General features: G+C 72.4%; 16 protein-coding genes, 1 tRNA gene and 1 pseudogene. 12 read left to right on the plus strand and 6 right to left on the minus strand.

Going from position 1 to position 21,348, the window contains the following annotated elements; all coding sequences use genetic code 11:
* Positions 1 to 76 precede the first annotated feature (76 nt).
* Positions 77 to 949 (minus strand): ChaN family lipoprotein, encoded by an 873-nt coding sequence (locus tag F1193_RS14760; RefSeq protein ID WP_150098567.1) that lies wholly within the window; start codon positions 947 to 949, stop codon positions 77 to 79.
* 507 nt (positions 950 to 1,456) lie between these two features.
* Here F1193_RS14760 and F1193_RS14765 point away from each other — a divergent pair.
* The gene (locus tag F1193_RS14765; protein WP_150098568.1) at positions 1,457 to 2,137 is read left to right on the plus strand and encodes an NAD(P)-dependent oxidoreductase; all 681 of its coding nucleotides are present in this window, start codon (positions 1,457 to 1,459) and stop codon (positions 2,135 to 2,137) included.
* A 202-nt stretch (positions 2,138 to 2,339) separates the two neighbouring features.
* Complete coding sequence (locus F1193_RS14770; RefSeq protein ID WP_170263681.1) at positions 2,340 to 4,682, plus strand: TonB-dependent receptor family protein; 2,343 nt, start codon at positions 2,340 to 2,342, stop codon at positions 4,680 to 4,682.
* 183 nt (positions 4,683 to 4,865) lie between these two features.
* On the opposite strand, the gene F1193_RS14775 is transcribed toward F1193_RS14770, so the two are convergent.
* A complete protein-coding gene (locus F1193_RS14775) occupies positions 4,866 to 5,882 on the minus strand; it encodes an NAD-dependent epimerase (RefSeq protein ID WP_150098570.1) in 1,017 nt (338 codons plus the stop codon).
* 183 nt (positions 5,883 to 6,065) lie between these two features.
* Here F1193_RS14775 and F1193_RS14780 point away from each other — a divergent pair, with 183 nt between their 5' ends.
* Positions 6,066 to 7,097 carry an MraY family glycosyltransferase gene (locus tag F1193_RS14780; RefSeq protein WP_150098571.1) on the plus strand — a complete coding sequence of 344 codons (1,032 nt, stop codon included), beginning with the start codon at positions 6,066 to 6,068 and terminating at the stop codon, positions 7,095 to 7,097.
* The gene (locus F1193_RS14785; protein WP_246164438.1) at positions 7,094 to 8,035 is read left to right on the plus strand and encodes an NAD-dependent epimerase/dehydratase family protein; all 942 of its coding nucleotides are present in this window, start codon (positions 7,094 to 7,096) and stop codon (positions 8,033 to 8,035) included. Before F1193_RS14780 ends, F1193_RS14785 begins: the two co-directional genes overlap by 4 nt.
* 128 nt (positions 8,036 to 8,163) lie before the next feature.
* Here the strand turns inward: F1193_RS14785 and F1193_RS14790 are convergent, their stop codons facing one another.
* The 3 genes from F1193_RS14790 to F1193_RS14800 form a co-directional block, all read right to left on the minus strand.
* Positions 8,164 to 9,387, minus strand: coding sequence for an O-antigen ligase family protein (locus F1193_RS14790; RefSeq protein ID WP_170263683.1), 1,224 nt, complete (start codon positions 9,385 to 9,387; stop codon positions 8,164 to 8,166).
* Positions 9,388 to 9,863: 476 nt separating this feature from the next.
* Positions 9,864 to 11,174 (minus strand): nucleotide sugar dehydrogenase, encoded by a 1,311-nt coding sequence (locus tag F1193_RS14795; RefSeq protein ID WP_246164440.1) that lies wholly within the window; start codon positions 11,172 to 11,174, stop codon positions 9,864 to 9,866.
* A gap of 202 nt (positions 11,175 to 11,376) precedes the next feature.
* The gene (locus F1193_RS14800; RefSeq protein WP_150098573.1) at positions 11,377 to 12,522 is read right to left on the minus strand and encodes a glycosyltransferase family 4 protein; all 1,146 of its coding nucleotides are present in this window, start codon (positions 12,520 to 12,522) and stop codon (positions 11,377 to 11,379) included.
* 249 nt (positions 12,523 to 12,771) lie between these two features.
* Between F1193_RS14800 and F1193_RS14805 the strand changes: the two genes are divergently transcribed.
* From F1193_RS14805 to F1193_RS14840, 8 genes are all read left to right on the plus strand, one after another.
* A complete protein-coding gene (locus tag F1193_RS14805; protein WP_150098574.1) occupies positions 12,772 to 14,064 on the plus strand; it encodes an isochorismate synthase in 1,293 nt (430 codons plus the stop codon).
* Positions 14,061 to 15,857: a 2-succinyl-5-enolpyruvyl-6-hydroxy-3-cyclohexene-1-carboxylic-acid synthase gene (menD, locus tag F1193_RS14810; RefSeq protein ID WP_150098575.1), complete on the plus strand. Its 1,797-nt coding sequence runs from the start codon at positions 14,061 to 14,063 to the stop codon at positions 15,855 to 15,857. Before F1193_RS14805 ends, menD begins: the two co-directional genes overlap by 4 nt.
* Positions 15,854 to 16,645, plus strand: coding sequence for an alpha/beta fold hydrolase (locus F1193_RS14815; protein WP_150098576.1), 792 nt, complete (start codon positions 15,854 to 15,856; stop codon positions 16,643 to 16,645). The genes menD and F1193_RS14815 overlap by 4 nt, the downstream gene beginning before the upstream one ends.
* Positions 16,642 to 17,466 (plus strand): 1,4-dihydroxy-2-naphthoyl-CoA synthase, encoded by an 825-nt coding sequence (gene menB, locus F1193_RS14820; protein WP_150098577.1) that lies wholly within the window; start codon positions 16,642 to 16,644, stop codon positions 17,464 to 17,466. Before F1193_RS14815 ends, menB begins: the two co-directional genes overlap by 4 nt.
* Before the next feature lie 109 nt (positions 17,467 to 17,575).
* A complete protein-coding gene (locus F1193_RS14825) occupies positions 17,576 to 18,676 on the plus strand; it encodes an enolase C-terminal domain-like protein (protein WP_150098578.1) in 1,101 nt (366 codons plus the stop codon).
* Positions 18,673 to 20,193: a class I adenylate-forming enzyme family protein gene (locus tag F1193_RS14830; protein WP_150098579.1), complete on the plus strand. Its 1,521-nt coding sequence runs from the start codon at positions 18,673 to 18,675 to the stop codon at positions 20,191 to 20,193. The genes F1193_RS14825 and F1193_RS14830 overlap by 4 nt, the downstream gene beginning before the upstream one ends.
* 264 nt (positions 20,194 to 20,457) lie before the next feature.
* A tRNA-Thr gene (locus F1193_RS14835) sits at positions 20,458 to 20,532 on the plus strand.
* 92 nt (positions 20,533 to 20,624) lie between these two features.
* Positions 20,625 to 21,194: a DUF6538 domain-containing protein gene (locus F1193_RS14840; RefSeq protein ID WP_150098580.1), complete on the plus strand. Its 570-nt coding sequence runs from the start codon at positions 20,625 to 20,627 to the stop codon at positions 21,192 to 21,194.
* Here F1193_RS14840 and F1193_RS14845 read toward each other — a convergent pair.
* Positions 21,113 to 21,348, minus strand: a pseudogene (locus F1193_RS14845) (IS256 family transposase); the annotation flags it as partial. The gene F1193_RS14840 and the pseudogene F1193_RS14845 overlap by 82 nt on opposite strands.

Genomic DNA, 21,348 nt, shown 5'->3' on the forward strand with positions numbered 1-21,348 from the left:
ATCCGGTCTCCAAGCCGTAGGCCGGAAACCGTAAAGGAGATGGGTGCTCAGGACGTGTTTGGCAAAACGCGGGTGCTCAACTGGCGGGGCGATCGGGCGCATCGAGCCGGAAGAGCGCATCGGCGAGGCCCGCCGCGGCGTCCGGGTCGATCGTCGCCTGCAGCGACGGCAGCAGCACGCAGGTGCGCGCGATGCCGAGATCGTGAAGCTGGGCGGGCACGCCGAAGCCATGTTCGAGATGGCCGCGCCCGATGATGCCTGCGACCAAAGGCGGCGGATCGAGGCGGGCGCGATGATCGGCGATCGCGCAGGCGAAGGCGCGGTCCCAGCACTGCTGCGCCCGCACGATGCGCGCGAAGGCCGGATCGTCGGCGCCGGCCGCGACCGCCCGCCCGCCCATGGCGCCGCCGCCGGTGGCGGCGAACAGATAGCGGCGATAGGCGGGGCTGGCCGGCGCGGGCGGGGTGATGCCCTCGCGCGCCGCCTCCGGCACCGCCTCCCAGCCGTCGCGCCCGACCGCGCTCACCAGCCCCCGGCGGCAGTTGAGGGCGATCATCGCCACCCCTTGCTGGCGGCAGAACTGGAACAGCGGCAGATAGAGCGCCGGGTCGAAGCCCCAGATCGCCGGCCAGTCGACGGCGGCGAGAAACGCCTCGGTGTCGTCGAGGCCGGCCACCCAGCGGTCGAGCACCGGCTGCACGTCGCGCGGGAACATCTCGAAGCCGAGCGCGAGATTTGGCCGCAGCACGTGCAGCGCCGCCACCGCGTGCAGTTGCCAGCGATGGATCTCGGCGACGTCATGGTTCTCGCCGAGCAGCACGACGTCCTCCTCCGCCGCGCGCCGCAGCACCGGCGCCCATGGCTCGAACGTGCCGCTGGCCGGCACGTACCAGGTGGCGCGGGGGTGGGGGCGCGGGTCGGTGTCGGTGTCTGGCGATGCTTCGGTCATGGGCTCGGTCGCGGCGGTGACGCTGCGACCATAGAGGATCGGCGCCCGCCCGTCGCGGCCGCGCCACGCTCGGCGGGCGACCGGGAGAGCGTCGCCCAGGAACACACATCACCGTCGGTCGTTCCCGGCCGAGCCGCGAAGCGGCGAGGGGAAGGGAACCCACAAGCTTCGCCACCTGACGCACGGGGCTCGATCCAGTGGCGCCGTGAGGGGCTGGGTGCTCAGCCAAGCTATTCCGCCACGCTGTTCGCCAATGGCCCGTTCCCAGTGTCCCGTTCCCTGGGCCCCCTTCCCTCGCGTGGCTGCGCCACGCTCGCCGGGGGCGACCGGGGGAGAGCGTCATCCCGGCCGAGCGTCGGCGAGAGCCGGGATCGTCATCCGAACGGCCACGTTCTGTTTGTTCAAATTCGAAATTGACATTCGCTCGCAGGATCTTGTGGCCGGCACCGGCCGCCCTGTGCTAGCCGCTAGCCGATCGGCCTGGGACGCAGAACTGGGGAGCGGCAGATGACGACAGCGGCAAGGCGGCTATTGGTGTTCGGGGCGGCGGGACGGACCGGGCGCGCGCTGGTCGATCTCGCGGCCGCAGCGGGCTTTCAGGTCACCGCCTGCGGCCGCACCTCTGGCACCGAGGCCGAACTTCCGGCCGGCGTCGCGCCCGCCAGCGCCGACGTGCTGGTGCCCGCCGAGATCCGGGCGGTGCTGGCCGCGGCCCGCCCTGACATGGTGGTGAGCACCATCGGCGGCCGCATGGATCTGCGCGTCGACGACGAGGGCGTGCGCAACATCGCCGATGCCTGCCTCGCCACCGGTGTTACGCGCCTCATCGCCGTCACCTCGCTCGGCTGCGGCGGCTCGGCCCAATACGCCTCCGAGCGGCTGATGGCGGCGATCGGCGAGGTGCTGGCCGCCAAGACCCGGGCGGAAGCGCACATCACCGGCCTGCCGCTCGGCTGGACCATCGTGCGGCCGGCCGGCCTGCTCGACGAGCCGGCGAGCGGGCGCGGCGCGCTGTTCGACGACGAGCGCGTGCATGGCCGCATCGCCTGCCGCGACCTCGCGGCGCTGCTGCTTCGGCTCTGCGACGACGACGCAAGCGTCGGACGGATTCTCTCGGCGGTGGACGAGGCGACGCTCAACGGCCCGGACGATCCGGTGCGCTACCAGCCGCAGGCGGCCACAGCCTGACATCCGCAAAGCAACGCACGCCGGTCGGCAGCCGCAAGCCACTGATCCTGAAAGCGTTCTTGGAATTGCCCGACATATTGCCAAGTTGACTCGCGCCCGTCCGATTCGTAACCAACACGTCGCTGCCGCACTTGTGCTCATGCCCAAAGGAACGGCAGACCGCCACCAGAGGAACCGGGCGGGCAATCAGGGAGGATCGGACATGGCCGGCCGCAGCGACGATCGTCCCCCCGCCGCCCGCTTCTTCCGCCCGTCTCGCGCGAGCCGGCGCGCCGGCATCGCCGCGGCGCTTCCCATGGCGGCGCTTCCCGTTGCTGCGATCCCCTCCTTGGCGGCGATCCCCGTTGCTGCGATCCCCTTGGCGGCGCTGCTGATCGCGCCCGACGCGGCCCAGGCGCAGTCGGCCGCGGCCGGCAGCGCGGTGACGCTCGACGAGGTGGTGGTGGAAGGCACGGCCGGACAGGGCGCCGAGGGTGCCGCCGCCAATGGCACGTCCGCAGGCCGTTCCTCGGCCGTCACGCCGGAGGCCGAGGCGCGCCGCCGGCTCGAAGCCACCCCCGGCGCCACCGCCGTGGTTGGCGCCGGCCAGCTCGTCGGCAAGGCCGACGTGACCATCGCCGATGCGCTCAACTCGGTGCCCGGAATCATTGCCTCGGCGTTCCTCGGCGGCAACGACCAGCCGAAGATCCACATCCGCGGCTCGGGCCTGCAGACCAACCCGACCGAGCGCGGCCTGTTGATGCTGCAGGACGGCCTGCCGATCAACCGCGCCGACGGCTCCTATGTCGTCGGCCTGATCGACGCCCGGCTCGCCGACTTCATCGAGGTGTTCCGCGGCTATACCGGCAACCGGCTCGGCGCCCAGACGCTGGGCGGCGCGCTGAACTTCGTCTCGCCCACCGGCTCGCAGAAGCCGGGCGTCGAGATCGACGCCGAGGCCGGCAGCTTCGGCTATGCGATGACCACCGCCAGCGCCGGCACGCGCCAGGGCAATCTCGATGCCTTCGGCCAGGTGAGCTATTCCACCCGCGACGGCTATCGCGACTGGAACGACTCCCAGCGCACCAATGTCGCCTTCAATGCCGGCGCCAAGCTCAGCGACACCGTCTCGACCCGCGCCTTCTTCGCCTATACCGATCTCGGCTTCCAGGTGCCGGGGCCGCTGTCGCGCCAGCTGTTCGAGACCGACCCCACCCAGGCCGCGCCCGGCCTGATCCCCGGCATCAATGCCGGCCCCAATTCGGTGCGCGACCAGCCGCGCCGCGACACCGCGCAGACCCGTGGCGGCTCGCGCACCACCGCCACCTTCGGCGACAGCCTGTTCGACGTGGCGTTCGGCTACGCCTGGACCGACGACACCTTCCGCTTCCCGATCGGCACCGGCTATCGCGACACCACCGGCGGCGACTTCACCACCACGCTGCGCTACGCCTACCAGCCGGACAAGAGCGCCGCCCTGCCGCTGTTCGAGGCCAACGCGCTCTATGTGGTGGGCGCGGCCGGGCGCGACTATTTCATCAACAATCAGGGCGCCCAGAGCCTGCAGTACGGCAGCAGCGATTTCGACGCGGCGTCGCTGTCGGTGGGCGCCGGCTTCAACCTGCCGGTCGGCGCGTTCACGCTGTCGCCGGCCATCGCCTACCAGCGGGCGACGCGCGACAACGAGGATACCTACGACCTCTCGACCCGGCCGCGGCTGGTCTACAACCAAAACACCGGCAAGTGGATCTGGTCGACCCGGCCGGCCACCGACACCAGCTTCTCGCGCGCCTACGACGCCTGGACGCCGAGCCTGGGCCTCTCCTGGCACCCGGCCGAAGGCCAGACGATGTTCGCGTCGATGAGCCGCAGCTTCGAGGCGCCGACCTTCGACGACCTCTTGGAGCCGACCGGCGGCGGCCCCAATGCCAGCCCCATCGGCTTCCTCACGCCCGACCTCAAGGCGCAGACCGCCACCACCGCGGAAGCGGGCTGGCGCGGCAGCGCCGGCCGGCTCGATTGGGACGTCGTCACCTATTATTCCTGGCTCGACAACGAGCTGATCCGCACCACCGACGGCAGCACCGCCAGCACCGTCAATGCCGACAAGACCAGCCATTTCGGCATCGAGCTCGGCGGCCGGCTGCAGATCACCGACCGGCTCGCCGCGCGGCTCGCCTACACCTTCCAGGACTTCGAGTTCGACCACGACCCGGTCTATGGCGACAACCAGATCGCCGGCGCGCCGCGCCACTACGTGATCGCGGCGCTGCGCTACGCCATCACCGCGCCGTGGTGGGTGGAGGGCGAGGTGCAGTGGACGCCCCAGGCCATCCCGATCGACAACGCCAACACCTTCTATTCCGACCCGTACGCGGTGGTGAACGTGCGCACCAACTACGCGGTCTCGCCCGGCTTCTCGGTCTATGGCGAGGTGCGCAACCTGTTCGACATCGACTATGCCGGCGCCACGCTGGTGCTGGGCCGGGTGACCCAGCCGTTCCAGGCGGTGTTCCTGCCGGGCGACGGGCGGGCGTTCTACGCCGGCACCCGCGTGCGGTTCTGAGGCGAAATCCGTCGCGTCGTCCCGGACGGCGCGCAGCGCCGAGCCGGGACCGTGAGGTTACTGGCGTCGTCCCGGGCGGAGCGAAGCGAAGACCCGGGACCGTTTACAGGAAGGGAATGCGCTCTTCCGGAGGACGATCCCGGCTCTCGCTGACGCTCGGCCGGGATGACGAGAGCCCTACGCTCACACCCGGTGATAGGCGCGGTACCAGTCGACGAAGCGCGCGACCCCGGTCTCGATCGGCGTCGACGGCTTGAAGCCGACGTCGCGGGATAGCGCCTCGACATCGGCCGAGGTCTCGGGCACGTCGCCGGGCTGGATCGGCGCCAGCTCGCGGATCGCCTTGCGGCCGAGCGCCGCCTCCAGCACGTCGACGAGGTGCAATAGCTCCTCGGGGTGATTGTTGCCGATATTGTAGACGCGGTAGGGCGCGTTCGAGGTCGAGGGGTCGGGGTTGAGGTTCGACCACGCCGGATCGGGCGCGGGGACACGGTCGGCCACCCGCACCACGCCCTCGACGATGTCGTCGATATAGGTGAAGTCGCGCCGCATCTTGCCATAGTTGAACAGCTGGATCGGCCGGCCGGCCAGGATCGCCTCGGTGAAGATCCACATCGCCATGTCCGGCCGCCCCCACGGCCCGTAGACGGTGAAGAAGCGCAGGCCCGTGGTCGGCAGCCGGTAGAGGTGGCTGTAGGTGTGGGCCATCAGCTCGTTGGCCTTCTTGGTGGCGGCGTAGAGGCTGACCGGGTGGTCGACCGAATCCGACACCGCAAACGGCGTCTTGCCATTGGCGCCATAGACCGAGGACGACGAGGCGTAGACCAGGTGCCCCACCCCGGCGTGCCGGCAGCCCTCCAGCACGTTGAGGAAGCCGATCAGGTTGGCTTCGGCATAGGCGTGCGGATTGGTGAGCGAGTAGCGCACGCCGGCCTGGGCGGCGAGGTGGATCACCGTGCCGGGGCGGGCCTCCGCGAACAGCCGCTCGGTGCCGGTGCGGTCGGCGAGGTCCAGCTTCACGAACGAAAAGGCGTTGTGCGGCAAAAGCTCGGCGAGCCGGGCCTCCTTGAGGCGGGGGTCGTAATACGCGTTGAGGTTGTCGACGCCGATCACCCGCTGGCCCTGCGCCAGCAGCCGCCGGGCGACGTGGAAGCCGATGAAGCCGGCAGCGCCGGTGAGAAGCACGGGATCCGAAGCCATCGCCAAAGCCGATCCTGTCCAAAGCCGAACTTGTCCGCGCCGGAGCGGTGGCGCCCGCCCGGGCTTAGCCTCCGCCGCCGGCCGGTGCAACCGCCTGGTCGCAACCGCCTGATCGATTGACGGCCGCCGGCCGGGCGCTTACCTCGCGTCGGGACCGCAACCGAAACAAGGGGCAGGGACAGGATGGATGCCGGGCTCGACCGCAGCACGCTGGTGATCGCGGCGCCGATCCTGGGCGGCCTCGCCGCCCTGGTCTGCGCCCTGGGCATCCGGGCGTTGCACCCGCTGCTGGTGCGCTATGCGCTGGCCCGCCCCAACGCCCGCTCCAGCCACGCGACCCCGACGCCGCAGGGCGCAGGCCTTGCCTTGGTCGGCGCGGTGGTCGGCCTCGGGCTCATTGCGGTGGCGGTGCTGGGCCTGCCCGCCCAGCCGCTGGTGGTGCTGTTTGCCGCCGCCCTGCTGCTGGCGGCAGTCGGCGCGGTCGACGACATCCGGCCGCTGCCGGCGCTGCCGCGGCTGGCCGGCCAGATCCTCGCGGTCGGCGCGGTGGTCGGCATGCTGCCGGCGGAGGCGCGCATCGTGCCCGAGCTGCCGGCGCTGGTCGAGCGCGCGCTCTTGGTGCTGGCCGGCGTGTGGTTCGTCAACCTGACCAATTTCATGGACGGGCTCGACTGGATGACGGTGTCGCAGTTCGTGCCGCTCACCGCCGCCATCGTGCTGTTCGGCGTGCTCGCCGGCACGGTGGATGCCGCAACCACCCTCGTCGCGGCGCTGCTTTGCGGCGCGCTGATCGGCTTCGCGCCGTTCAACCGGCCGGTCGCCGCGGTGTTCCTGGGCGATGTCGGCAGCCTGCCGATCGGGCTCTTCGCCGGCTGGTGCCTGCTGCAGCTTGCCGCCTCCGGCGCGCTGGCCGCCGCCATCCTGCTGCCGCTCTACTATCTCGCCGACGCCACGCTGACGCTGTTCCTGCGGCTGTCGCGCGGCGAGCGGGTGTGGGAGGCCCACCGCAGCCATTTCTACCAGCGCGCCACCGCCAACGACCTCAGCGTGAGCGCGATCACCAATGTGGTGTTCGCGCTCAATGTGGTGCTGGCGGTGCTGGCCGCCCTCACCCTCGCCGTCCCGGTGCCGCCGTTCCAGGCCGGGCTCGTCGGCGTCGGCGCGCTGGCGGTGGCGTCGGTGCTGCGCCTGTTCGCCACCGGGCTGCCGAAATGAGCGCCGCCATTGAGCCCGGCGCGCACGGCCGTGTGCTGGTCACCGGCGCCGCCGGCTTCATCGGCCGCGCGCTGGTGCCGGCGCTCGCCGCCGCCGGCTGGCGGGTGCGCGCGGCTGCCCGCGATGCGTCCCGCATCGCCGCCGGCCCCAATGTCGATGCCGTCGCCCTGCCCGACCTTGGCGCCCCGGTCGACTGGCGGCCGCTCGTCGCCGACGCCACCCACATCGTCCACCTCGCCGGCATCGCCCACGCCATGGGCTCGATCCCCGCGGACCGCTACGCGGCGGTGAACGCCCGCGCCACCGCAGCATTGGCGCAGGCGGCCGCAGAGGCGGGGGCGAAGCTGGTGTTCGTCTCCTCGGTGCGGGCCCAGTCGGCGGCCGTCGCACCCGGCGTGCTCACCGAGACCGACCCGCCGCGGCCGACCGACGCCTACGGCCGCTCCAAGCTCGCGGCCGAGGACTCGGTGCGAACGGCCGGCGGCCGGTTCGTCATCCTGCGGCCGGTGCTGGTCTATGGGCCGGGGGTCGCCGGCAATATGGGGGCGCTGCTGAAGCTCGCCGCCACGCCCTGGCCGCTGCCGTTCGGGGCGTTCGCCAACCGCCGCTCGCTCCTGGCGCGGGGCACGCTGGTCGCCGCCACCCTCTGGGCGCTCAAAGCCCAAGCGGCCGAGGGCCAGACCTTCCTGGTCGCCGACCGCACGCCGATGGCGCTTTGCGATCTCATCGCCGCGCTGCGGCGTGGGCTCGGCCGCAGCCCGAATCTCGTTCCCGTGCCGCCGTCGCTGTTGCTGGGGGCGCTGCGGCTCGCCGGCAAGGGCGACGCCGCCGACCGGCTGGGCGGCGAGCTGGTGGTCTCGACCGACCGGCTCGCCGAGGCCGGCTTCCGCTGGCCGGCCGATGGCGAGAGCGAACTTTCCGCGTTGATGAAGACTTGATTCGGTTTCCGGTCGATCCCTTCGGGATGCCGGAAACCTGAAGCGACCGGCCGGAAATGTCGCGAGGCATCCGGCGAGGCATACGGCGAGGCGGGATGCAGACGACGTGCGCCGGTCCGTACCTCTGTTCAGGCTGACCGGCCGGCCGGCAGCTCCATCTCCGCCACCGCCCGCATCCACACCGCGCCGAGCGCGATCGCCGCCAGCCACCAGATCTGCCACGCGCCGTGGCTGACATAGGCGATGGCGAACAGGCTGGCGAAGGTGGCGAGCGCGAAGCCGCGCGAGGCGGCCGGCAGGCCGGCGATGCGGCCGGCGACCAGCACCAGCAGGATGGCGAGCAGCGCCGCCCCCACCGCGCCGAGCTCCACCCACACCTGCAGCACCGCATTGTGGGTGTGGCCGGCGCTGAGCGGGTTGAAATGCTCGGTCGGCAGAAGCTGGATCGGCCGGATATCGGCGAAGTCGCGCGACGCCTGGAGACCGTGACCGGCGAACCAGCGGTCGGGCACCGCCTCGGCGAAGCGGTGCCAGATCTGGATGCGCTCCCAGGCGCTGCGCTTGAGGACGCCGTGCATCGCCGCCGGCACCAGATCGCCCGCCCGCGCCATCAGCAGCGGCGTCGCCGCCACCAGCGCCACCATGGCGCCGGCACTCGCCCACACCGCCCAGCGGCCGAGCAGCCAGGCCAGCGCCAGCGCCGCGCCGCCGGCCAGGACGCCCAGCACCGAGGCCTGCGCCTCCGACGACAGCGTCACTGCTGCGACCAGTGCGACGAGGCCCGCCGCGAGCCACTGCCGGCCGCGCAGCGCCAGCGCCGCCGCCGCCGGCCACGCCAGCACCGCCAGGGTGATGGCGGCGTGGTTGAGCCGGAATTCCTTCGACTTGGCGCCGATCAGCGCGCGGATCGGCGTGCCGAACCTCAGCTCGACCAGCGCCAGCACGGCGGCGAGCGCCACGCCCACCGCCAGCCACCGCCATCCGCCCCTGGGCAGCGCCGCCGGCACCGCGGCAAGGCCGAGAGCGCCGGTCGCCGCGACCAGCGCGATCTGGCCGGCGACGCCGAGGCTGTAGCCGGGCCGGGGCGCCCAGGCGGCGCTGATCATGATCCAGGCGAGGAAGACACCCAGCGCGAGGCCGAGCGGTGCCGCCGCCTCCGCCCGCAGCGCCTCCCCCAGCGCCGGCCCGCGCCCGGTCGCGGCCAGAATGCCGGTGGCGAGCACGAAGCCCAGCGGCGCGGTGACCTGGGTCGACTGGCTGGCGATGACCAATAGCCCCGGCGCCAGCACGCCGAGGATGACGGCCAGCACGATCGCCGAGCGGCCTTCCAGGCTTGTTGCGGGCTGGATCATCTGCATCTCGACCTGCTCACCCTGATTCTTTACGTCTTCCGTGCGGTCGCGCGGCTTCTTCCCTCTCCCACCCGGGCCGCGCTTGCGCGCGCCCGGGCGCGCGCATCTGCGGGAGAGGGTGGCGAGACCGAGCGTCAGCGAGGTCGAGCCGGGTGAGGGGTACATATTGCGAATGCTGGAAAATTTACCCCTCACCCGCCTCGCGATCTGACGATCGCTCGGCACCCTCTCCCGCAAGGGGAGAGGGAAGACCCCCCTCACCCGCTCGCTCCGCTCGCGACCTCTCCCCGTGAAGAACGGGGAGAGGTCATTGGCGGCCTCTTCTTCACCTCTCCCCGCATGCGGGGAGAGAGCCTGCCCCCGACTTGATCGGGGGTCGGATCGCGGCAGCGATCCGGGTGAGGGGCCATTCGTCATGGCCCGATGCTCGACGCACGTGTTCCCAGCGACCACGACCGGATCCCCCGCCAGCCGCCTCACAGCCGCCACAGATCGACCTCCGAAGGCCGCGCCGCCGGATCGAGGCAGGACTTGACGTCCATCACCACGCCGGCGCCATCGCGCAGCAGGCCTGAGACCAGCGGCCAGCCCTTGGCGACATAGTCGGCGTGCGCCACCGCAAGCACCACCGCCTCGGCCGGTACCAATTGCTCGAACGGCGTCAGCGCGATGCCGTATTCGTGCGTGGCCTCGGCCGGATCGGCGAACGGATCGTGCACCTGCACCTCAAGCCCGAATGCGGCGAGGCCGCGCACGATGTCGGCGACCTTCGAGTTGCGCAGATCGGGCACGTTCTCCTTGAAGGTCAGGCCGAGCACGGTGACCCGGCCGTTCGCCACGCCGCGGCGCATCAGGAGGCGGGCGCATTCGCGGGCGATGCGCTCGCCGACGCCGTCATTGATGCGGCGGCCGGCGAGGATGACCTCGGGATGGTAGCCGGCGATCTCGGCGCGGTGGGTGAGGTAATAGGGATCGACGCCGATGCAGTGGCCGCCGACCAGCCCCGGCGTGAAGCGCAGGAAGTTCCACTTGGTGCCGGCCGCGGCCAGCACGTCGGCGGTGTCGATGTTCAGGTGGTGGAAGATCACCGACAGCTCGTTCATCAGCGCGATGTTGAGGTCGCGCTGGGTGTTCTCGATCACCTTGGCGGCCTCGGCCACCTTGATGGTGGGCGCGCGGTGGACGCCGGCGGTGACCACCGCGCCATAGACGGCGGCGACGATGTCGAGCGTCCTGGCATCCTGGCCGGACACCACCTTGCGGATGGTCTCGAAGCGATGCTCGCGGTCGCCGGGATTGATGCGCTCGGGGCTGTAGCCGACCGTGAAATCGGCCGGCGCCGAAAGGCCCGAGACGCGCGCCAGGATCGGCAGGCAGTGCTCCTCGGTGGCGCCGGGATAGACCGTCGATTCGTAGACGACGATGTCGCCGCGCTTGAGCACGCGGCCGACCGTCTCCGACGCCTTGCTCAGCGCCGTGAGATCCGGCCGGCGCGCCTCGTTGATCGGGGTCGGCACGGTGACGATGAAGAAGTCGCAGGCGGCCAGATGCTGCGGGTCGGCGGTGTAGCCCACGCGGGCGGCGGCGAGGTCCGCGGCCTCGACCTCGTTGGTGCGGTCGTGCCCGGCCTGAAGCTCGGCCACCCGCTCGGGATTGATGTCGAAGCCGACGGTCGGCTGGCCGGCGCGGCCGAACGCCACCGCCACCGGCAGTCCGACATAGCCCAGGCCGATGACGCCGATCCGCCGGCCATAAGCGGGCGTCCCCGCCCCTGCTGAGACCATCATGATGTCACCCCGTTGGCCAAATTCATCCCATTGGCCAAATTCGTCCCGTTGACCGAGGACGGCTCCGTCGCGCGCGTCCGCCGGCTAAACCCAGAGCATTCTCCGCAAAAGTGGACACCGGTTTTGCGGAATAGAATGCGATAATTCAAAGAGTTAGAGCTCTATCCGATCTGATCCCGTCAGATCGGATAGCGCTCTAAGCTCAAGCCGCGCCCGCTCTATCAACCCCTGCGGGATCTGTACACAACCTCTCGTAGAGATCGACGATGCTGCGGCCGACCCGCTCGGCCGAGAACTCCTCTTCGGCGAGGCGCCGGCTCTCGGCGGCGAAGCGGTGGCGCAGCGCGTCATCGCCCGCCAGCCGGCCGATGGCGGCGGCCAGCGCCGCGGCGTCGTCCACCGGAAAGGTCAAGGCGTTGACGCCGTCGCGCGCCACCTCGCGGCAGCCCGGCGCGTCGGTGGCGATCATCGCCCGGCCGCAGGCCGCGGCCTCCAGCAGGCTCAGCGGCAGCCCCTCGCGGCGCGACGCCAGCACGGCGATGTGCGCCTGCCGCCACACGCTTACGATATCTCCGACATGGCCGAGCCACGATATGCCGGGCTCGGTGGCCCAGGCTCCAAGCTCGGATTCGGAAATGCTTGCCGGATTGGACGGATCGGGCGTGCCGGCGAGCAGCAGGCGCGGTGCTGAGCCGGCCGCCCGCAGCCGACGGTGGGCCTCGATCAGCGTGCGCACGCCCTTGTCCTCCAGCATCCGGCCGACATAGGCGAGCGTCACCTCGCCTTCGGGCTCGGGCAGCGGCTGGAAGCGGCGGACATCGACGCCCGAGCCAGGCACCAGCACGATGCGGCCGTCATCCACCCCCATATCGAGCAGCAGCGCCCGGTCGTCCGGGTTCTGCACCAGGGCCGCGGTCTCCCGGCGCGCCAGCAGACGCGGCAGCAGCCACAGCAGCGCCCGCTTGGCCGGACTCGCCTTGGACAGGAACACCGCGCCGAGCCCGGTGAGGGCGTTGACGGCGGGAAGCCCGAGCCCGGTCGACGCCAGCGCGCCGATCACCACCCCCTGCAGCGCCACATGGTGGGCCAAAGCCGGGCGGATGCGGCGGTAGAGGGCGCGCACCGCGGCGACGCTCGCCAGCAGATGGTCCGGCCGGGTGCTGCCGCGCTTCAGATCCACCGGGTGCAGCACGAAGCCTTCGGCCAGAATCGCCGGGCCGTGGCGGTCCACCCGGGTGATGACGTGCACCTCGAAGCCCGCGGCCTTCGCCGCCCGGGCCATCGGCAGCCGGTGCGAGACGAAGTACCAGTCTTCGGTGACGAGATAGACGAGGCGCGGTGTGGACATGCGGCAAGGATGACGCGGCGTGGGCACGGGGTCCGGCCGCCGGGAGGGCGGGCAGACCTTCGACGGCAGGGCAGCCTTTCGAGGCGCGCCCTTCATAGAAGCCCGGCCGGGGTCCGGCAAACGCCGTTTGCGTCGGCAACCCCGGCCGTGCCATGTCAGGGGCCGACCATGAGAGTTTCGCGCGGCCGCCAGGGATCGGCTCCGGCCCGGCCGCAAGGTTCACGAACGTCCTGCCCCGGCTGACTGCGCATGAGTGTCGCTCTTTCGTCGGCGTATCCGCTGCGGCTGCACAGCGCGGCGATCGAGGTCGCGCCGCTGCCGCCCGAGCGCCTGCTGGCCCTGGCGGGCGAGCCGGCCGCAGCCTTCCTCGCCCCGGACGGCGAGGGGAACGGTGGCGACGCCTGGGTCGGAATCGGCGCGGCGCATTGGCTGGGCGAGGAGCCCGACGCCGCATCTGCGCTGTGGGCCGGCCTGCGCGACACCAGCCCCGAAGCCCCGGCGCCGGCGCTGCTCGGCGCCTTGCCGTTCCGCCCCGGCGAGAGCCCCGACGCGCTGTGGCAGGGGCTGATGCCGGGCGGCCTGATGCTGCCCGAGCGGCTCTATGTGCAGCGGGGCGGGCGGGCGTGGCTGCGGCTGACCCTGCCGGCGCACGAGGCGGGCTCGCTTTCGGCCCGGCTGGCGCGTGCCCGCGCGGCGCTGTCTGCGCTCGCCGCCGCCGAGACCGCCCCCCTGCCGCCATTCGATACGCTCGACGAGGGCGACGCCCCCGGCCGCTACGCGCGGGCGGTGACCGAGGCGGTGGCGCGCATCCGCGCCGGCGAGCTGGTCAAGGTGGTGCTGGCGCGCCGCGCCGCGGTGGCGTTCGAGAGCGCGCCCGAGCCGGCCGCGGTGCTGGCGCGGCTGTCGGCGCACCATCCCGGCAGCGTGCGCTATGCGTGGCGCTGCGGCGGCAAGACCTGGCTCGGTGCCACCCCCGAATCGCTGGTGCGCCAGGACGGGCGCCGCCTGCGCACCGAGGCGCTGGCCGGCACCCGCACGCTGGAGCGCGCTGCCGAGCTCCTGACCTCGGTGAAGGAGCGCCACGAGCACGCCATCGTCGTCGATGCCGTGCGCCGGGCCATCGCGCCGCTGGTCGAGGGCCTGCCCGAGCCCTGCGATCCGGTGATCCGGCCGCTGCGCGGGCTCGCCCACCTGCACACGCCGATCGAGGCGACGCTGCGCGCCGACGCCGATTTCCTCAGCCTGGTGCGGGCGCTGCACCCGACGCCCGCCGTTTGCGGCCTGCCGACCGGCCGCGCCGCCGACCTGCTGGCGGCCCTGGAGCCAGAGCCGCGCGGCCTCTATGCCGGCCCGGTGGTGCGGATGTCGGCGGACGGCACCGGCCACGCCGTGGTGGCGCTGCGCGGCGCGGTGCTGGAGGGGCGCATCGCCACCGTGCCGGCCGGCGCCGGCATCGTCGAGGGCTCCGACGGCGAGGAGGAGCTGGCCGAGACCCGCACCAAGCAGCGCACCGTGCTCGACGCGGTCCGGGGCGGTTCGTGAGCGGCGACCTGCACACCGAATGGGCGCGGCTGTTCGCTGCCTCCTTGAAGGACAGCGGCGTCGGCCATGCGGTGATCAGCCCCGGCTCGCGCTCGACGCCGCTGGCGCTGGCGCTGGCGCGGGTGCTGCCGGTCACCGTCCTGCACGACGAGCGGGTGGCCGCCTTCTTCGCGCTCGGCCAGGGGCGGGCGAGCGGCCGCCCCTCGGTGGTGCTGGCCACCAGCGGCACCGCGCCCGGCCACTGGCTGCCGGCGGCGATGGAGGCCCGTGAGGCCGGCATTCCGCTGCTCCTGGTCTCGGCCGACCGGCCGTGGGAGGTGCAGGAGGCGCAAGCCTCGCAGACCGTCGACCAGATCCGGCTGTTCGGTCCCCACGCCCGCGCCTTCTTCGATCTCGGCCTGCCCGATGCCCACCCCGCCGCCTTGGCCGCCGTGGCGCGCATCGCCGCCCAGGCGGTGCTGGCGACGCGCTGGCCGCTGGCCGGCGCGGTGCACGTCAATGCCCGCTTCCGCAAGCCCTTGGAGCCGCAGCCGACCGACCGCAGCGAGCCGTGGCGGCCGAAGCTCGCAGCCATCGCCAGGGCCGGCGCGCCGCGCCTCTTCCCGCCCAAGCCCGCGCCCGATCCCGAAGCCGTGGCGCATCTGGCCGAGGCGGTGCGCGCGAACCCGCGCGGCCTAATGGTGGCCGGACCGCTGCCGGCGCTCGATGCGCCGGCCCTGCGCAAGGCGGTGGCGCGGTTCCTCGCGGCCAGCGGCTACACGCTGCTGGCGGAAGCGACGAGCCAGCTTCGCTTCGGGCTGGAGGCTGTCCGCCCGATCGGCGCGTTCGACGCCCTGCTGCGGGCGCCGGAATTGCGCAACCTCCTGCGGCCGGAACTCGCCATCGAGATCGGCGCGCCGGCGGTCTCCGCCCAGTGGCTTGCGTGGATCAGCGGCGCCGGGGCGCCGCCCCGCATCGTGCTGCCGGGCGATCGCCCGGCCGATCCGGCGGGCGGCGCCTCGGCCATGCTGCTCGGGCCGATCGCGGCGCTGCTGGAGGCCGCCGCCTCCGACCTGGAGGCCGCGCCGCCCGGCTTTGACGCCGCCTCTGCCGCGTCCCATTACGCCGCCGGCTGGCAAGCGGCCGAGGCCGCCGCCTGGGCGGCGCGCAACGCCGCGGCGGGGCCGCAGGACGGGCCGCTGCGCGAGCATTATGTTGCACCTATGCTGCGCAGCATTTTGCAGCATGGCGGCACGCTGATGGTCGGCAATTCCAACCCCATCCGCGATCTCGACCACGATGTGCCGCCCGATGCCGCGCCGCTGGAAATCCTGCACCAGCGCGGCGCTGCGGGCATCGACGGGCTGGTTTCGGGGACTGCCGGCGCCCGCACGGTGCTCGATGGGCCGCTTGTCCTGCTGACCGGCGACGTCGCTCTGCTGCACGATGCCGGCGGGCTCGCCGCGGCCGCCGCCGCGGGCGGGCCGCTCGTCCTTGTTGCGGTGCACAATGACGGCGGCCGCATCTTCGAGCGCCTGCCGCTCGGCCGCGATGCGGCCTTGGCCGAGGACTGCGAGACGCTGTTCGTCGCCAGCCATGGCCGCGCCTTCGACGGCCTCGCCGCCACCTTCGGGCTTGGCTATGCCCGCGTCGACACCGCCGAGGCGCTGCGCGATGCGGTGGCCGCCGCATTGGCCGGCGACCGGCCGGTGCTGATCGAGGCCCGCGTCGTTGCCGGCGGCAGCGCCACTCGCGCCGCCCTGCTCGGCGCGATGGCCAAGGCCGGCACTGCTGCCGTGAGCGCGGCAAAATGATCCCCGGCCGCCACCCCGGCGCGCTGCACCCCGCCAAGGGCAAAGGCGGGCCGCCGCTGGTGCTGCTGCACGGCTTTCTCGGCAGCCCGGCGGCGTGGGACGACGTGCTGGCGGCGCTGTCCGACCACGGCGAAGCCTGGTGCCCCTGGCTGCCCGGCCATGGGCCGGCGGCGCCAACGCCTGCGAGCTTCGACGCCACCGCCCAATGGATCGCCGCGGCGCTGCCAAAGGGCGCGATCCTCGCCGGCTATTCGCTGGGCGCCCGCCTCGCGCTCGGCGCGGCGCTCGCACCCTTGGCGGCCCGCCCCGAGGCGCCCCGCGCCACCCTTCTCGTCAGCGGCCATGTCGGCCTTGCCGACGCTGAAGAACGCATCGAGCGCGCCGCGCTCGACGCAAAGCGCACAGCCGACCTGCGCCGCGACCTCGCATCCTTCGTCGATGCCTGGGAGGCGCTGCCGCTGTTCGCGAGCCAGCAGGCGTTGCCGGCCGAGACGCTGGCGCGCCAGCGCGCGGCGCGGCTGGCGCACGACCCGGAATCGCTCGCCTGGGCGTTCGAGGTGGCGGGCCTCGCCTTGATGCCGGACTATCGCCCGGCCATCGCCGCCAGCCGGCGCCCCTTGTGCTTTCTCACCGGCGCGCGCGATACAAGGTTTTCCGCGCTCGCCGCCGCGCTGGTCCGGCCCCCGGTGGTGACCCACGCGATCATCGCCGAGGCCGGCCACAATCTGCTGCTGGAGGCGCCGGCCGCCGTCGCGGCGGCCCTCGGCCACCTGATGGAGACCCCATGACCGACATCACCTGGACGCTGTGCGACCACGGCTACACCGACATCGTCTATGACAAGGCCGAGGGCATCGCCCGCGTCACCATCAACCGCCCCGAGGTGCGCAACGCCTTCCGGCCGCTGACCGTGCAGGAGATGCTGCACGCCTTCACCGACGCCCGCGACGATGCCGAGATCGGCGTGGTGATCCTGCGCGGGGCCGGCGATCTCGCCTTCTGCTCGGGCGGCGACCAGCGGGTGCGCGGCGAGGGCGGCTATGTCGGCGATGACGGCGTGCCGCGGCTCAACGTGCTCGACCTGCAGCGGCTGATCCGCACCCTGCCCAAGCCGGTGATCGCCTCTGTTGCCGGCTATGCGATCGGCGGCGGCCACGTGCTGCATTTGATCTGCGACCTGACGATTGCCGCCGACAATGCCCGGTTTGGCCAGACCGGGCCGAAGGTCGGTTCGTTCGATGGCGGCTATGGCGCGAGCTACATGGCGCGCATCGTCGGCCAGAAGAAGGCCCGCGAGATCTGGTTCCTGTGCCGGCAATACGACGCCACGCAGGCGCTGGAGATGGGCCTCGTCAACACCGTGGTGCCGCTGGCCGAGCTTGAGGCCGAGACGGTCAAATGGGCGCGCGAAATGCTCGCCAATTCGCCGACCGCGCTGCGCTTCCTGAAAGCCGCGCTCAATGCCGACTGCGACGGCCAAGCCGGCCTGCAGGAGCTCGCCGGCAGCGCCACGCTGCTGTTCTACCTCTCCGAGGAGGGCAAGGAGGGCAAGCAGGCGTTCCTGGAGAAGCGGCCGCCGGACTTCAAGAAGTTCAAGCGGTTCCCGTAGAGCATTCTGCGCCCCCCACCCCCGACCCCTCCCCACCGCTCGCGAAGCTCGCGGGGGGAGGGGAGAAGAGGGGTTTCGACTGGATCGCGCTCCAACCGCGAGGGAGGCCATGGGCGTGCTGGTGCTCGATGTCACCCCGCCGCGCCGGCGCCCCGCCGGCACGCTGACGGTGCGCGGGGTGGCGCGCCCGCGCGAGGCGGTGCGGATCGCGCTTTGCGATCGCGACGGGCTGACCGGCCAGGGCGAGGCGCTGCCGCTGCCCGGCTTCAGCCGCGACAATGCCGAGGACGCCGCATCTGCCCTTGAGGCGGTGGCGGCACGGGCGGCGTCGGCCGGCGGGCTCGCGGTGCCGGAGACCGGGGCCCCGGCTGAGCGGATCGCGGCGGCGCTCGTGCCGTTCGACGCGCTGCTCGCGCCCTCGCCCAGCGCCCGCTTCGCGCTGGAAAGCGCCCTGCTCGATGTGCTCTCCCGGCGCGCGGGACTCAGCGCCGCGGCGTGGCTCGCCCATGGCCGCGCGCGCTCGCGCGTGCCGGTGAGCGTGCTGCTGCCCGACGACGACACGGCCATCGACGCCGCAGCCGAGGCCACCGCCCGCGGCCACGGCGTGCTGAAGCTGAAGATCGCGCTTGCCGGCCGCAGCGCCTCCGAGGAGGACGCGCATATCGCCGCGATACGCGCCGCCGTCGAGGCCGTCCGCCCCGGATCGGTGCGCCTGCGGCTCGATGCCAATGGCGCGTTTTCCCCGGCCGAGGTGGCGGCGCGGTTGGCCGCCCTGGCGCGCTTCGGCGTCGAGATCGTCGAGGAGCCGTGCGCCGGCCCGGCGCTGCTCGCGCTGCCCGCTCTGCCGCTGCCCTGGGCGGCCGATGAGTCGCTGGCCGATCCGGCAATGGCCGAACAACTGCTGAATCTCCCACCCGGCCGCGGCCCGGCGGCGCTGGTGCTGAAACCCGCTCTGCTCGGCCTCCGCCGCTGCCTCGAACTGGCCGACGCAGGCGCCGCGCGCGGGCGCGGCCTGATCGTCACCCACGCCTTCGACGGCGACCTCGGCTTCGCCGCGGCCTGCGCGCTCGCCGCAGCCCTGCCGGCCCCGCCCTGGCCGTGCGGCCTCGCCCCGCATGCGGGCTTGTGCCACCCTTGGCCGAGCGGGCCGATGCTGCCGGAACCAAGCATGATCGGGCTCGCCAGTCCCGGCGTGGAGGCCGCACCATGACCGCGACCCTCGCCGACGTGCTGTTCGCCGCCGCCCGCGCCGCGCCCGCAGCCCCGGCCCTGGTCGGCGAGGCCGGCACGCTCGGCTTCGGCGAACTCGCGGCACGGGTCGAAGCCGTCGCCGCCGGCCTGCGGGCGCTTGAAAGGCCCGACGCGCCACGCCCGCACGCGCTGGCGCTGCGGCCGGACCGCGACGACGTCATCGCGCTGCTCGCCCATGCGGTGGCCGGCATCCCCATCCTGCCGCTGCACCCGTCTCTTCCCGAGGCCGAGGCCCTGCGGCTCGCCGAGGCCGCCGGGGCGCGGCGGCTGACGGTGGCGGAGACGCTGGCTTTGGCCCGCCCGCCGCGACCGGAGGCGCCCCGGCCCGAAGGGACCGACGACCTTTTCCTGGTCGCCACCTCCGGCTCGTCCGGCCCCCCGAAGATCGCCCGCCTCGCCCATCGCGCGGTGCTGACGGCCGCATTCGCGCTCACCCGCCGCCTGCCGTTCGGTCCCAATGACCGCTGGATCCTGACGCTGCCGCTCGCCCATGTCGGCGGCCTGTCGGTGATCGCCCGCTGCCTCGCCGCCCAAAAGCCCATGGTGCTGGTGCCGCGCTTCTCGGAGGACGCGGTGCTTGCCGCCATCGGTGAACACGGCGGCACGCGGCTGTCCGCCGTGCCGGCGATCGCCGACCGCCTGCTCGCCACAGGCCACGGCGACCTGATCTCCCGCCTCAGCCTGATCATGCTCGGCGGCCAGGCAGCCCCTCTCGCGTTGCGCCGGGCGCTGCGGGAGGCCGGCGTACCGGCGGTGGCGAGCTACGGCCTCACCGAAAGCTGCGCCGCCGCGGCCTGCGAATCGCCCGAAGAGGCGGGGCTTTTGCTGCCGGGCGCGGGGCGCGCGCTCGACGGCGTCAAGATCGCCATCGCCGATGACGCAGGCCAACCGCTGCCGGCCGGCGTGCCGGGGCGCATCCTGCTTGAAACCGACTCGCTGCTTTCCGGCTATCTCGGCCGGCCCGACCTCGCGGTGCGCGACGCTGCCGGCCGCTTCGATACCGGCGACCTCGGGCTGCTCGACGAGTCGGGGCGGCTGCACGTGGAGGGCCGCCGCGCCGAGACGATCGTCACCGGCGGCGAGAAGGTGGTGCCGGGCACGGTCGAGGCGGTCTTGCGCGAGCACCCGGCCGTGCGCGAGGCGGTGGTGTTCGCTGTGCCCGATCCGCGCTGGGGTGCTATCGTCTGCGCCGCGGTCGAGCGGACGCCGGGCGGCAACGATCCGGCGCCTGTCGATTCGGGCCTCGCCGATTTGGTGCGCGCCGATTCGGTGTTCGCCGATTCGGTGCTCGCTGCGGAACTCGCGGCGATTTGTGCCCGCGACCTGCCGCCCTGGGCGCGGCCGCGCCGGCTGGCGGTTATTGAGCACCTTCCGCGCCTCGGCAACGGCAAGATCGACCGCCGCGCCGTGCCGGCGCTGGCCGCGCCGCTGCTGTGGCCGCTTCCGGCGCCGCAAGCGGGCGATCCGCCGTCGTAAGCGGGCGATCCGGCGCCGCAAGCGGGCTGGACGGCGCCGCTTCGCCGCGCGGATCGGCCATTTCGGGCGCGCGAGTTGCTTGCGCGGTCCCGGCCCTTGTGGCAGTAGGAGCGCCGACGCGGCGCCCGGCGCGACGTGTCGTGCAGTTTCCGGCCGGTCCCTCCGGGACGCCGGAAACGGCCCGCCGAAAACCCGAACGCGAGTGGCGGATTTTCGGCGAACGGAATACGGCTCGAAGGCCCGATCGGCCGGAACCCGTATGATGCTGCCGTAGCTCAGTGGTAGAGCACTCCCTTGGTAAGGGAGAGGTCGACAGTTCAATCCTGTCCGGCAGCACCAGCCCAACCGCTGATATCTCAATAACTTACTGAGCCTCTTGGCCTTTTCGCACCGTCCCTGATACACGGGACTGATACACCATGGTGCTAAGAATGGCCTGCCCGACGAGGCGGAAGGGCTCCGATAACTGGTACTTCCGCCGCAAGATCCCCGCCGACGTGCAACGCATCCTTGCCTCGCTCCCGAAGGACCAGCGGCCTGCCGGGTGGTACAAGACGCACATCAGCATTTCGCTCGGCACCGCCGATCGGAACGAGGCGAAGGCCAGGTGCCCGGAGGTCGCCGCTGCGGTCGAGAGGCAGATCGAAGCGTTCCGAAACGGACCCAAGCCGCTCACGCCGAAGCAGATCGTAGCCTTGTCCGGCCTTCTCTACCGGGCGTTCGCCGAGGGGCTGGAAGAAGACCCCGTCCTCACGCCAGAGCAGTGGCGGGATGTCGCCGGCTCGAACCGCGAAGCGCGTCTCGGACAATTTGGGCTCGGTGCCCAGCTTGGCATCTTCAGCAGCGAAGCTGAGCGCCGCGCCGCATCGATGGAACAGCGCTTCGGCAGGAGCTATGCCGGAATGTGGGTGACGGGCGATCAGGCGGCGCTGGTGGACGACGTGGCAACGACCTCGCACCCGTCGGTGAATCTGACACCCTCGATCAGCTTGGGCAACTGATTCTGGCCCTTCAGCCGGCGCCAGGTTTTCGAGGCGGCCTGCACCAGCTTGAACACCATCGTCTTCGCTGTCTTCGGCGACAGCGCGCCCTTGGTGCGAACCGTGCGATGACGCACCGTCGCGAACACGCTCTCGATCGGGTTGGTCGTACGAA

The organism is Blastochloris sulfoviridis (genome assembly GCF_008630065.1).
Lineage (GTDB): Bacteria > Pseudomonadota > Alphaproteobacteria > Rhizobiales > Xanthobacteraceae > Blastochloris > Blastochloris sulfoviridis.

Excerpts from the sequence above, each read along its gene's own strand:
- F1193_RS14825 (WP_150098578.1), top strand. The coding sequence starts at position 17,576 with ATGGGCGTGCTGGTGCTCGATGTCACCCCGCCGCGCCGGCGCCCCGCC.
- F1193_RS14815 (WP_150098576.1), top strand. The coding sequence starts at position 15,854 with ATGATCCCCGGCCGCCACCCCGGCGCGCTGCACCCCGCCAAGGGCAAA.
- F1193_RS14770 (WP_170263681.1), top strand. The coding sequence starts at position 2,340 with ATGGCCGGCCGCAGCGACGATCGTCCCCCCGCCGCCCGCTTCTTCCGC.
- F1193_RS14785 (WP_246164438.1), top strand. The coding sequence starts at position 7,094 with ATGAGCGCCGCCATTGAGCCCGGCGCGCACGGCCGTGTGCTGGTCACC.
- F1193_RS14840 (WP_150098580.1), top strand. The coding sequence starts at position 20,625 with ATGGCCTGCCCGACGAGGCGGAAGGGCTCCGATAACTGGTACTTCCGC.
- F1193_RS14760 (WP_150098567.1), bottom strand. The coding sequence starts at position 949 with ATGACCGAAGCATCGCCAGACACCGACACCGACCCGCGCCCCCACCCC.
- F1193_RS14780 (WP_150098571.1), top strand. The coding sequence starts at position 6,066 with ATGGATGCCGGGCTCGACCGCAGCACGCTGGTGATCGCGGCGCCGATC.
- F1193_RS14805 (WP_150098574.1), top strand. The coding sequence starts at position 12,772 with ATGAGTGTCGCTCTTTCGTCGGCGTATCCGCTGCGGCTGCACAGCGCG.
- menB (WP_150098577.1), top strand. The coding sequence starts at position 16,642 with ATGACCGACATCACCTGGACGCTGTGCGACCACGGCTACACCGACATC.
- F1193_RS14765 (WP_150098568.1), top strand. The coding sequence starts at position 1,457 with ATGACGACAGCGGCAAGGCGGCTATTGGTGTTCGGGGCGGCGGGACGG.
- F1193_RS14830 (WP_150098579.1), top strand. The coding sequence starts at position 18,673 with ATGACCGCGACCCTCGCCGACGTGCTGTTCGCCGCCGCCCGCGCCGCG.
- F1193_RS14800 (WP_150098573.1), bottom strand. The coding sequence starts at position 12,522 with ATGTCCACACCGCGCCTCGTCTATCTCGTCACCGAAGACTGGTACTTC.
- F1193_RS14775 (WP_150098570.1), bottom strand. The coding sequence starts at position 5,882 with ATGGCTTCGGATCCCGTGCTTCTCACCGGCGCTGCCGGCTTCATCGGC.
- F1193_RS14790 (WP_170263683.1), bottom strand. The coding sequence starts at position 9,387 with ATGATCCAGCCCGCAACAAGCCTGGAAGGCCGCTCGGCGATCGTGCTG.
- F1193_RS14795 (WP_246164440.1), bottom strand. The coding sequence starts at position 11,174 with ATGATGGTCTCAGCAGGGGCGGGGACGCCCGCTTATGGCCGGCGGATC.